Below are 12,364 nucleotides of genomic sequence, written 5' to 3' on the forward strand. Positions count from 1 at the left end.
GACCGCCTACTGACAACTGTCTGTCAGTAGTTTGATTTTCTTTCCCCCTTAACTGTACTTACTCAGCACATCAAAAAACTCTTTCAGAAAATGATAAAAAAGCTTTTCAGAAGGGGGAAGCTCCCGGTTGTTGGGGATGATAATGCCCACTGTTCGCGTCACCAATGGCTCACTTATCGGGATTTTCACTGTCTCACGGGGAACGTTATCCGTTAAAGTAAGCTCTGGCAATAATGTGACTCCCAAGCCTGCCGCCACCAATCCTTTAATGGCATCGATATCTTCCCCTTCAAAAGCAACTTTCGGAGAAAAGCCCATCTGTGAACAAGCATTGACTGCGATATTGCGGAGGATGAAACCGGGTGGAAACAACACAAACGTATCTTCCTGCAACTGACTGAGACGCAAGCATGGTTGCTTGGACAGCGGGTGTTTCGCAGGCAACAGTGCCACGATATTTTCAGCAAAGAAGATGTGGCTGCGCACATTTTTTTCCTGAGTGGGTACAGGTCCAAGAAAAGCCAAGTCAATTTCGCCGTTGATGACCGAGTCGATCAGCCCCTGATAAGAGCCCTGCTTTAATTGAAAGCCGATGTCTGGGTACCGGGCTCGAAAACCGGAGATGACCGTCGGAAGGGGATTGGCGGCGAGGCTGCTCGTAAAACCAACACGAATCGTACCGAGAGAAGGGTCTAGGAACTCCTCAATCTTCTCTTTTGCCTTCTCGATTTCGTTCATCGCCATTTCGACGTGCTGCAAAAAGATTTTTCCAACTGCCGTCAGCTTGATATTGCGACCTTCGCGGAGGAACAGCGATACACCGAGCTCCTCCTCCAGATTGGCGATTTGCCGACTGAGGGCAGATTGGGCGACGTGCAGATGATGTGAGGCTTCGGTAAAGTGCTCTCGTTTGGCAACCTCGATGAAGTATTGAATCTGTCGTAGCTCCATGAATACCCCCACCTTACCTATTGATCTCGATTTGAGATAGATTTTGCATAAATTATATATTGTTTGTATCGTTTCACTCAATCTAAAATGTACATACCAGAGAGAGCAAGGAGAGTGGAGATACATGACGACACAAGGAATGCCTGCTAAGCAAGGTCTGTACGATCCGATTTTCGAACATGACGCTTGCGGAATTGGTTTTATTGCAAATTTGAAATCGAAATCGACGCATGATATGGTCCGAAAAGGTCTGAAAATTCTGTGCCAACTGGAACACCGCGGCGGTCAAGGCAGTGATCCGGAAACGGGAGACGGTGCAGGGATTTTAACTCAAATTCCACACGCCTTTTTCAAAAAGACCTGTAAAGAGCTGAATATCACGCTGCCAGCGCCAGGCAAATACGGTGTTGGTATGCTGTTTCTTCCGATGGATGCAGCGAAACGGCAAAAGTATGAAGATCAGCTGGAGGCGATTGTTGCAGCAGAGGGACAAAAGCTGCTCGGCTGGAGAACAGTTCCTGTCGATGCGACGAAAATCGGCAAAACGGCTGTAGCGAGTCAGCCTTATGTCCGCCAAGTATTCATCGGAGCGAGCTCGAATATCCAGGACCAAATGGCATTTGAACGGAAGCTGTACGTCATTCGCAAGCAGGTGGAACAGGCAGCAGGTGCTGATTTTTACGCCGCTTCCATGTCTTCGCGTACGATTGTGTATAAAGGATTGCTCACACCAGGACAACTGGATGCTTTTTATCTAGATTTGCAAGAAAATTCTTACACCTCTGTCTTTTCTGTCGTTCACTCCCGTTTCAGCACGAACACATTCCCTACATGGGAGAGGGCACACCCGAATCGTTATTTGATTCACAACGGGGAAATTAACACCTTGCAAGGAAACATGAACTGGATGATGGCTCGTGAAAAAATGTTTCAGTCCGAGGCCTTTGGTGCTGATTTGGCAAAAGTGGTGCCAGTCATTGATATGGCGGGCAGTGATTCGGCAATTTTGGATAACTGCGTGGAGTTTTTCGCGTTGGCAGGTCGCTCATTGCCGCATGTTGCGATGATGATGATTCCCGAACCGTGGGATCAGGATGAGCGAATCGACGAGAATAAGAAAGCTTTTTACGAGTATCACAGTTGCCTCATGGAGCCGTGGGATGGTCCAACAGCCATTTCTTTCACGGATGGCAGACACATCGGCGCGATTCTCGACCGCAATGGCTTGCGACCGGCGAGATACTATGTGACGTCTGATGATACCATCATTTTCTCATCGGAGGTTGGAGTTCTCGAAGTACCAGATGAAACGATTGTTCAGAAGGGACGACTTAGTCCTGGACGGATGCTGCTCGTCGACCTCGAGGAAGGCAGAATCGTGTCTGACGAGGAAATCAAGCAAAAAATCGCAAGTGAACAGCCATATGGGGAATGGGTGAAAAACAACCTGCATGCTATTGAGGATTTGCCAGCAGCAGGTCACACGGAGGAGCTGCAAGGAGAGAGCCTGCTTGCGCACCAAAAAGCTTTTGGCTATACACAGGAGGAAGTCGACAAGGTACTTGCCCCGATGGTGGCTGAGCAGAAAGACCCCATCGGTTCGATGGGCGTAGACACACCACTCGCGGTATTGTCAGATCGCGCCCAGCTTTTGTACCACTATTTCAAACAGTCCTTCGCCCAAGTCACGAATCCGCCGATTGATGCGCTACGGGAGGCTTGCGTAACATCGACACATACTGTGCTTGGCGCGGAAGGAAACCTGCTTGCACCGGATGCGAGCAATTGCCGAAGAATTCGTTTGACCAATCCTTTGATCTCCAATCAAGAGCTGGCGAAGCTTCGCGCGAACCCATACCAAGAGTTCAAGGCGAAAACATTGTCGATACTCTTCCCGGCACAAGGGGGAGAACAGGGGCTAGAGCTGGCACTTGATCAATTGTTCGCTGTGGCGGATGAAGCGATTGCTGCTGGTTACTCCTTGCTGATTTTATCAGATCGCGGGATGAATCAAGATTTGGCTGCGATCCCTGCCTTGCTGGCTGGAAGTGGACTTCACCATCATCTCGTCCGCGCAGGGACACGTACCAAAGCGAGCATCATCATCGAATCCGGAGAACCGCGTGATGTACACCAGTTCGCCATGCTGATTGGTTACGGTGCCGACGCGATCAACCCATACGTCGCCATCTCAACTGTGAACCATTTGGTTGAATCGAATAAGGTGAAGGATCTCACAAGCGACGAAGCAATCGAAGTGTACCTGCAAACAGCCGTAGAAGGTGTCGTAAAAGTCATGTCCAAGATGGGCATTTCGACGATTCAGAGCTACCGTGGCGCACAAATTTTTGAGGCAGTAGGCATTCATTCTGCGGTCATCGATCGTTATTTTAGCCGTACACCTTCGCAGATTTCGGGGATCGGACTGGATGTGATTGCGCAAGAGACTTTGCTTCGCCATGCGAAAGCATTTTTGCCAGAGCATTCCGAGGAAGCATTGGAGGCAGGCAGCGATTTTCAGTTCCGCCGTGACGGTGAGTTCCACCTATTCAACCCGAAGACGGTTCATGCCCTGCAAAAAGCTTGCCGGGAAGGCAGCTATGAGCAGTACAAAATCTATGCAGAGCAAGCGACGGCACAGCAATTCGTAGCCCTGCGCCATTTGCTCGATTTCAAGTCCAATCGACAGCCGATCCCGCTGAACGAAGTAGAATCAGTTGACTCCATTGTTCATCGTTTTAAAACGGGGGCGATGTCATACGGCTCTCTCAGCAAGGAAGCGCATGAGACCTTAGCAATCGCCATGAACCGTTTAGGTGCGAAAAGCAACAGCGGGGAAGGAGGCGAAGATTCGGCACGTTACATCATGGATGAAAACGGCGATTTGCGACGCAGTGCCATTAAGCAAGTCGCATCAGGACGCTTTGGCGTATCCAGTCATTACTTGGTCAATGCCTCAGAGATCCAAATTAAGATGGCACAAGGAGCAAAGCCGGGCGAAGGCGGTCAATTACCAGGAAGCAAAGTCTACCCGTGGATTGCCGAAGTACGCGGATCGACACCAGGAGTTGGACTCATTTCGCCGCCGCCTCATCACGATATTTACTCGATTGAGGACTTGGCACAGCTGATTTTTGACTTGAAAAATGCGAATCCACGTGCACGGATCAGCGTGAAGCTCGTATCCAAGGCTGGAGTCGGAACAATTGCGGCTGGTGTGGCAAAAGGTCTGGCAGATGTCATTGTCGTCAGTGGACACGATGGAGGCACCGGCGCTTCCCCAAAATCAAGCATCAAGCACGCAGGACTGCCATGGGAGCTCGGTCTTGCTGAGACACATCAGACGCTGTTGTTGAACCAGTTGCGCGACCGTGTGGTTCTGGAGACGGACGGTAAACTGATGACAGGACGTGATGTCGTCATTGCAGCTTTACTCGGTGCGGAGGAATTCGGCTTCGCTACCGCACCACTTGTTTCCATCGGGTGTGTCATGGCTCGCGTATGCCACCTCGATACATGCCCAGTGGGTGTAGCGACACAAAATCCTGAGTTGCGCAAACGGTTTAAAGGCGATCCGCAGCACGCCGTGAATTTCATGCGTCTCGTAGCCCGTGAAGTTCGTGAGATCATGGCGGAGCTGGGCTATCACTCCATCGAGTCGATGGTCGGTCAGAGCCATGTGCTGAAAATGAACGACAAGGCAAAAGAACACTGGAAAGCCAAGCATGTTGATTTGTCTGCACTCTTGTTCCAACCAGATGTCTCCGAGGAAGTGGGCTGCTATCATCAACGCAACCAGGATCACAAACTGGAAGAAACGCTGGATCGTCAAAAACTGCTCAAGCTGTGCAAGCCAGCATTGAATAAACAGCAGCAGGTAGAGGCAAAGCTCACCATCACCAATACGAATCGCGTGGTTGGTACGATCTTGGGCAGCGAGGTAACCAAACGCTTTGGCGAGCACGGTCTGCCGGAGGATACAATCCGCCTGCATTTTACTGGCTCGGCAGGTCAAAGCTTCGGGGCATTTGTTCCACGAGGGATCACGCTTCATCTCGAGGGAGATGCGAACGACTACGTAGGAAAAGGGTTGTCGGGCGGCAAAATTGCGGTCGCACCATCGAAAAACAGCAGATTCGCTCCCGAGCACAACATGATTATCGGAAACGTTGCGTTCTACGGAGCAACGGCTGGTGAGGCGTATATCAACGGGATGGCTGGTGAACGATTCTGCGTTCGCAACAGCGGAGTGACGGCGGTTGTGGAAGGAGTAGGCGATCATGGCTGCGAGTACATGACAGGAGGACGCGTCGTCGTTCTCGGCCCTGTCGGCAAAAACTTTGCAGCAGGCATGTCAGGCGGTACAGCGTATGTTTTGGCTGAGGATAAAGAGAAGTTTGCCGCGATGTGCAACCAGGAGATGGTACTCCTGGAGACACTGGAAGATCAACGGGAGGTCAATCGAGTCAAACGCTTGCTGGAAAACCATGTTAGCCACACAGGCAGCCGTCATGCCCAAGCTTTGCTCGATGAGTGGGAACGTACCGTCCAGCAGTTTGTCAAAGTCATTCCAAAAGATTACAAGCAAATCGTCTCCACGATGGAGGAGTTGGAGAAATCCGGTATGAAGCGTCAAGAGGCGATTTTGGCCGCTTTTGAAATGAGCCAGAAGAAAGGCGATGCCAAAGCACCTAAAAAGAAAGCGCCCGAGCAATCCTTTGTTTCTGTGGGCAAATAAGGAGGATAGCCGATGACTTATGTTGTGAGTCGTCGGCTTTTTCTTTGGTAACCAATGTGACATGGTAGGGGATTGGGAAGTGGATGAAACTTTGCTATGATGATGAGTAACTCGAGAAAAGAACATGTACAAAGGTGGAGGAGGGATCGCAATGGGCATGTGCGGAAATTACATGATAGCAAATGACGAGATGATCGATTCTTGGATTGCAGGGACGATCGATTTATATGAGGTAGAGCCGAAAAAAGAGGATGTGCTGGATATAGATAAAACCTGGCAAGCGATTCCTTATACTTTGTGCGGAGAATTAATGGATGGAGAGCCTCCATTTTGCTATGTGGTACCTCTATTAACGGACCAAACAGTTGAATTTGGGGAGTTTGGCGCATTCTATTTACATAGTGAACAGGTAAAAGTAGCGTATGAGGCAATTGCCAATATGTCCGAGTCAGCTCTAAAAGAGAAGTACCATTTTCCTACCTTGGTGGAAAATGATGTGTACCCACTTCACGAGGAAGATGAAGCGGAAGGATTTTTCGCTTACATGTATCATCATTTTCAATCGATTCAAGCATTTTTCAAACGAGCAGTTGAGCAAGAAAAAGGCCTTATTTTCCACATCAGCTAATGGAACGAGGTGCAGGTTTTGCCCCTACACCCCGTCTTGTCAAACATAGAAGAAGCTTGCTTTATTCTGTTCGTTCTCTATCAGCATCATTATTCGCAACATCCCATGTGTCATTGCCGTCAGCCGCCACATTTTCTCCCATTTCGTTGCCAAGTGCACCCCCGGCAACCGCACCTGCAATGGTACCAAGCGGCCCTAAAATAGAACCTACGGCAGCACCTACTGCCGCACCGCCAACTGTTCCGACAGCTTCAGAAGCTCCACTGCCTGACATGTTCGCGTCGTTGTTCTCAACAGCATCGTTGTGATTGCGTTCGTTGTTAGTAGCCAAGATTGTCACTCCCTCGATTAGTGTTGGGAAGTTCTGCTATATCAAACGTGCAGTCCCAAGGCATAGGTTGCCCCGAACCTATCATTATCATTCCAAAAAATTTAAAGCTGGAGGTACCGGATCATGATTCAATCCATCGTCCATATCGCGCTCGTGGTCAAAGATTATGATGAAGCCATAGCGTTTTATACGAAAAAGCTCCATTTTACCTTAGTGGAAGATACGTATCAGCCAGAACAGGACAAGCGGTGGGTTGTGGTATCTCCACCTGGTTCTGTTGGCACTACGATCTTGCTTGCAAAAGCATCCAAACCTGAGCAAGAGCTATTTATCGGGAATCAGGCTGGCGGGAGAGTTTTTCTCTTTTTAAACACAGATGATTTTTGGCGAGATTATCATGAGATGGTCGCAAGAGGAATCCAATTTGTGAGAGAGCCAAAAGAACAGCCGTATGGAATGGTGGCGGTCTTTCAGGATTTATATGGCAACCTGTGGGATTTGCTAGAGCTGAATGAAGATCATCCGATTGCCAAACGTATGAAGTAGCAAGTTATCCAGCCAGACCAAAAACAGGTCTTACCTCCCAGCGATGTGGATGGAAAGACCTGTTTTTCATTTCATATTACACGATATAGGACAGTCCCATGATCAAAATGATTGCTACAACAGAAAGAATGGTCTCCATCACTGTCCACGTTTTCAATGTATCTTGCACAGACATATTGAAGTATTCCTTGATTAGCCAGAAGCCGGAATCATTTACGTGAGACAGGATCAGGGAGCCAGAACCTGTTGCCAGTACCAAAAGCTCAGGGCTTGTTCCAGGGATTTGCAGCGCGATCGGACCTACGATACCGGCAGCCGTCATCATGGAGACGGTCGCAGAGCCTGTTGCTACACGGATCAAGGCGGCGATCAGCCAGCCCAGGAAAATAGGGGAGATCGCAGATGCAGTAGCGAGCTCGGCAATATAGTCACCCACACCACTGTTCAGCAGTACTTTGTTAAATGCGCCACCTGCGCCGATGACGAGCAAGATTGTCGCGGTTGGGGCCAAGCAATCATTTGTGAATTTGAGAATATCGTCTTTGGTAAAACCACGGTTGAACCCGAGCGTCCAGAAGGAGACAATCACGGCAATCAACAGAGAAGTAATCGGGCTTCCGATAAAATCAGCCCATTGGCGAATGGTATGTTCTTTTGGCAGAGTTACATCCGCAACGGTTGCAGACAACATTAACAGCACAGGGAGCAGGACGGTGAAGACGGTGATCCCAAAGCTAGGCAAATCACGCTCGGATTTTGGCTCCGCCAATTGGGAAGCGAGCTCTGGAGAAATGCTGGCCTTGACTCGTTTGCTAATCCAACTGCCGTAGATCGGTCCTGCAATGATCGCGGAAGGCAGCGCGACAATGATCGAGAGCAAAATCGTTTTACCAACATCCGCCTGGAACAGATCGACAGCGGCCATAGCAGCAGGATGCGGAGGCACGATCCCGTGAACGATCGAAAGGCCGGCTACAAGCGGTATTCCAATTTTGACAAGGGAGATACCAGTTTGTCTGGCAATCGTAAACACGAGTGGAATCAAGAGAACAAAACCAACCTGAAAAAATACCGGAATCCCTACGATAAACGCCACGAACATCATGGCCCAGTGTACGTTTTTCTCACCGAAGCGATTGATGAGAGTACGGGCAATACGTTCGGCACCGCCAGATTCTGCCATCATTTTGCCAAGCATGGTTCCCAAGGCAAGCACGATCGCAATAAAGCCGAGAGTGCCACCCATCCCATCCTTGATTGAATCCACAACTTTTACAAGCGGCATGCCGGATGCGATTCCCACAAATCCAGCGGCTAATAAAAGTGCGATGAATGGGTTCAGTTTGAAGCGAGTAATGAGAACGAGCAGGAAGACGATGGACAGCAGTGTAATGACGAGTGGCATGATGAACCCTCCCTAGTTGTTGTCTCTAGTTGTTTAACCGCTTTTGGAATTCGGCTATCAGCTTGTACTCTTCCAGCAGGTTGTAATAAACACGCTCGTATATATAGAAAAGCTCCAAATAGACACTGGATCGTTCCAAATCTGGCTCATGGCGATGCGAAATATGAATCATCTTTTTCACATCCTGCAAATGATCCATTGCCCCCAATGCATGCATCGCCAAGAGGGCCGCACCAAAGCTCGAGCTTTCATGACTTTCCGGAATCAGCACTTCATAGCCGAACATGTCGGACATAATCTGGCGCCATTCCCGCGAGCGGGCGAATCCACCCGATGCACGGATTTCCTTGGCTCCACCTGCCAGATCGCGCAGGGCGATACCGATGCTGTAGACGCTAAACAAGATTCCTTCAAGAACAGCTCGGATGAAATGCTCACGCTTATGATGTAGGCCGATACCGAAGAAGGAGCCTCTTGCTTGGGCGTTCCAGTACGGAGCTCGTTCGCCGGATAGGAAGGGGAGAAAGAGCAACCCGTCTGCACCAGCTCGAACATGCTCAGCAGCTTGAATCATGACTTCATAAGGGTCGACGCCGAGCTGTTTGGCTTTTTCCACTTCGGGCCAACTGAATTCGTCACGGAACCAGCGAAGCATAATCCCACCGTTGTTCGATGGTCCGCCAATTACCCAATGATCTTCCGTCAGTACGTAGCAGAAAGTCCGTCCTTTTGGATCGGTGATCGGCTCTGGAACTACTGTTCTTACAGCGCCACTCGTGCCAATCGTGATGGCTACTTGTCCGTGATCAATGGCACCGATGCCGAGGTTTGCCAAAACCCCATCGCTGGCACCGACAACGAAAGGCGTATCTGGATCGATCCCGATCTCTTCCGCATAGCGAATCTTCATTCCTCGCAGGATATGAGTAGTCGGTACAGGCTCGCTGAGATGTTGCTTGGAAATGCCTGCGACTCGCAGCGCCTCCTCATCCCAGTCGAGCTTTCTCAGATTGAACAGCCCCGTAGCTGAAGCAATGGAGTAATCGACGATATACTCACCAAAAAGCCGATAAATGACATACTCCTTGATCGAAATAAACTTGGCTGCCCGCCGAAACATATCTGGCAAGTTCTCCCGTAGCCACATGATTTTGGGCAGTGGAGACATGGGATGGATGGGTGTGCCCGTTGCTAAGTAAATCTGGTGGCCGACACCGTCTGCTTTTAGTCGATCTGCCTGTGCCACGCTCCGATTGTCAGCCCAGATGATGCTGTTTGTCAGGGGATTGCCACTCGGGTCGACAGCGATCAGACTGTGCATGGCAGTAGAGAAACCAATACCACCGATCTCGCTTTTCGCAATGCCTGCATGCTCCAGTGCTTGTTTCAATGCCTGGATGACAGCAGCAAAAATCGTCTCCGGCTCTTGCTCAGCCCAAGACGGCTGGGGAACGAGTAGCTGATAATCGATATTACCCGTACCGCGGATGGCGCCGGAAGGAGTAAAAACAATTGCTTTAGTACTGGTTGTCCCGATATCGAGCCCGATAAAGTAGGTTTGTGTCATAGAAGTCACCCCTAATTGAATACGCTTTCAACGTGTTGTCATGGAGATAACGCGATTATATCGAAATTTTTTTCATTTGTTAAGCATTAAGAAAAAAATTATTTCGTTATTGAACATTTCACATGATGCTTGTATGATTTGCATTTTTCTCCTGCAAGTTGCAAGTGAGGCAAGCAAAAGAAAAAACGCCTGATTTACAGGCGTTTGAGTGAGATGGCTTCGCGGATGTGCTGGATATTGGTGATCGTATCATCCTGCCGCCGTAAGGATACGGCTACATAGAGCAGATCAATTAAGCTGAGCTGAGCAAGCCTGGAGGACAGGGCTTCTGTACGAAATACCGTTTCGCGTGAGGTCGTGTACAAGCACATGTCTGCCAGACGCACGAGAGGAGATTTCCCATAGCTTGTGATGCCGATTGTTTTTGCTCCGGCTTCCTTGGCAACCTGCAAGGCTGCCAAAATATCTTTATTGGAGCCAGAGTGGGAGATGCCTACGACGACAGCTCCTTTGGCAAGCAGAGAGGCGGACATTACTTGGTAGTGCGCATCAGAATGATAGAGACAAGGGATGCCTGTCCGCATAAATTTGTGGTACGCATCCTGTGCGATGACGGCAGAGCCTCCCGAGCCATAAAACTCGATCCGGCTTGCATTTTCCAAACAGGAGACGATTTTCATTAACTCATCTTTATTGATAATCTGCTGCGTATCTCGAATCGTCTCGATATTCGCTGTGAAAATTTTTTCAGCAATTGCACTGACGTCATCGTCGTCGAGATTGATTTCTTGGTGAATGGTTTGCTTCGGATTCGTGACCTCACTCGCCAAGGCGATTTTGAATGCCTGGTAGCCGCGAAAGCCAAGCCTGCGACACAGACGAAATACGGTAGCATCTGCACATTGGCATTGGTCGGCTAGCTCCGTGATAGAGAAGTGAATAATTTCACTGGCATGCTCCAAAATATAGTCGGCGATCTGTTGTTCTTTCCCGCTTAATTGCGTATAGATGGCGCGTAATTGCGTGAGCACACGAGGAGCATGCGGGGTAGAAGCGTTCATCAATAGGTACCTCCTAACGTTCCGTTGTGAATCTGTACTGTTAGTATAAGGAAAATCAGACTTCTTTTCATAGATTCGAAAAAATTTTCTTCATTTTTGATGAAAGATGAAAATTTTTGTCTTATAATACGTGGTAACGGATATGATCCAAAAAGGAGTGACGTACACGATATGAAACTTGCGATCCTCGGGTTAGGAAAAATGGGGTACAATCTTACGCTTAATTTGCTCTCGCATCAGCATGAGGTCGTAGCCTATGATGTAGATTCTACGCGTGCAGAAGAGTTGAGTCATGAAGGCGCGATTCCAGCATTTTCGGTGGAAGACGCTGTGACGAAGCTGCCGACACCTCGCGTAATATGGCTGATGGTACCGGCAGGAGAGATTGTGGATCAATTAGTTGATCAACTCTCTACCTTGCTGGATACAGGAGATATCGTCATTGACGGTGGCAACTCTCATTACAAGCAATCGTTAGATCGCTATGCTCGCTTAAAAGAAAAAGGCATTCACTTCATGGATGCAGGTACGAGCGGAGGGATGGAGGGAGCGCGCCACGGAGCATGTATGATGATTGGGGGCGATCGGGAAGCTTTCACTCATATCGAGCCGATGATTCGCGACATTAACGTTGCAAACGGATATTTGTACGCTGGCGAAGCGGGCAGCGGTCACTTCTTGAAAATGATTCATAACGGGATCGAATACGGTATGATGCAGGCCATCGGAGAAGGCTTTGAGGTACTTGCGAAAAGCCAGTATAACTACGATTTTGCTGAGGTCGCACGCGTGTGGGCAAATGGTTCCGTCATTCGAGGCTGGCTGATGGACTTAACAGAGCGAGCTTTTCGAAAAGACGCCAAGCTTGATGAAATCCGTGGGGTCATGCATTCCTCCGGGGAAGGAAAATGGACGCTGGAAACCGCGCTGGATCTACAGGCAGCTACACCCGTGATTGCCATGTCCTTGCTGATGCGTTACCGTTCGTTGGACGAGGATACGTTCCACGGAAAAGTGGTCGCAGCCTTGCGTAATGAATTTGGTGGACATGCCGTAGAAAAGAAATAAGAAATGGGATGACCGTAAAGGTGCTTTGATGGTTGAAGCTCTGGGGTCATCCTTTTTTTGTATATGGAA

Annotated in this window: 9 protein-coding genes; 4 read left to right on the forward strand and 5 right to left on the reverse strand. The window is 49.2% G+C overall.

The window, feature by feature from the left end:
- Positions 1-48: 48 nt before the first annotated feature.
- Complete coding sequence (locus AB432_RS14360) at positions 49-951, reverse strand: glutamate biosynthesis transcriptional regulator GltC (protein ID WP_048032851.1); 903 nt, start codon at positions 949-951, stop codon at positions 49-51.
- Between the two features lie 124 nt (positions 952-1,075).
- Here AB432_RS14360 and gltB point away from each other — a divergent pair, with 124 nt between their 5' ends.
- Positions 1,076-5,689 (forward strand): glutamate synthase large subunit, encoded by a 4,614-nt coding sequence (gene gltB / locus AB432_RS14365; RefSeq protein ID WP_048032852.1) that lies wholly within the window; start codon positions 1,076-1,078, stop codon positions 5,687-5,689.
- Between the two features lie 151 nt (positions 5,690-5,840).
- On the forward strand, positions 5,841-6,317 hold the full coding sequence (locus AB432_RS14370) for a YfbM family protein (RefSeq protein WP_048032853.1): 477 nt from the start codon (positions 5,841-5,843) through the stop codon (positions 6,315-6,317).
- A gap of 61 nt (positions 6,318-6,378) precedes the next feature.
- On the opposite strand, the gene AB432_RS14375 is transcribed toward AB432_RS14370, so the two are convergent.
- Positions 6,379-6,591, reverse strand: coding sequence for a glycine zipper domain-containing protein (locus tag AB432_RS14375; protein ID WP_082196043.1), 213 nt, complete (start codon positions 6,589-6,591; stop codon positions 6,379-6,381).
- Positions 6,592-6,771: 180 nt separating this feature from the next.
- On the opposite strand from AB432_RS14375, the gene AB432_RS14380 reads away from it, so the two are divergent.
- On the forward strand, positions 6,772-7,194 hold the full coding sequence (locus AB432_RS14380; RefSeq protein WP_048032855.1) for a VOC family protein: 423 nt from the start codon (positions 6,772-6,774) through the stop codon (positions 7,192-7,194).
- 76 nt (positions 7,195-7,270) lie between these two features.
- Here the strand turns inward: AB432_RS14380 and AB432_RS14385 are convergent, their stop codons facing one another.
- From AB432_RS14385 to AB432_RS14395, 3 genes are all read right to left on the reverse strand, one after another.
- A complete protein-coding gene (locus AB432_RS14385) occupies positions 7,271-8,599 on the reverse strand; it encodes a GntP family permease (RefSeq protein WP_048032856.1) in 1,329 nt (442 codons plus the stop codon).
- A gap of 25 nt (positions 8,600-8,624) precedes the next feature.
- Entirely contained in the window at positions 8,625-10,166 is a 1,542-nt protein-coding gene (gene gntK / locus AB432_RS14390; RefSeq protein ID WP_048032857.1) for a gluconokinase, read from the reverse strand.
- 194 nt (positions 10,167-10,360) lie between these two features.
- Positions 10,361-11,227 (reverse strand): MurR/RpiR family transcriptional regulator, encoded by an 867-nt coding sequence (locus AB432_RS14395; RefSeq protein WP_048032858.1) that lies wholly within the window; start codon positions 11,225-11,227, stop codon positions 10,361-10,363.
- Positions 11,228-11,398: 171 nt separating this feature from the next.
- On the opposite strand from AB432_RS14395, the gene gnd reads away from it, so the two are divergent.
- Entirely contained in the window at positions 11,399-12,295 is an 897-nt protein-coding gene (gene gnd, locus AB432_RS14400; RefSeq protein ID WP_048032859.1) for a phosphogluconate dehydrogenase (NAD(+)-dependent, decarboxylating), read from the forward strand.
- The last annotated feature ends 69 nt before the right edge of the window (positions 12,296-12,364 follow it).

It is taken from the genome of Brevibacillus brevis (genome assembly GCF_001039275.2).
GTDB lineage: Bacteria > Bacillota > Bacilli > Brevibacillales > Brevibacillaceae > Brevibacillus > Brevibacillus brevis_C.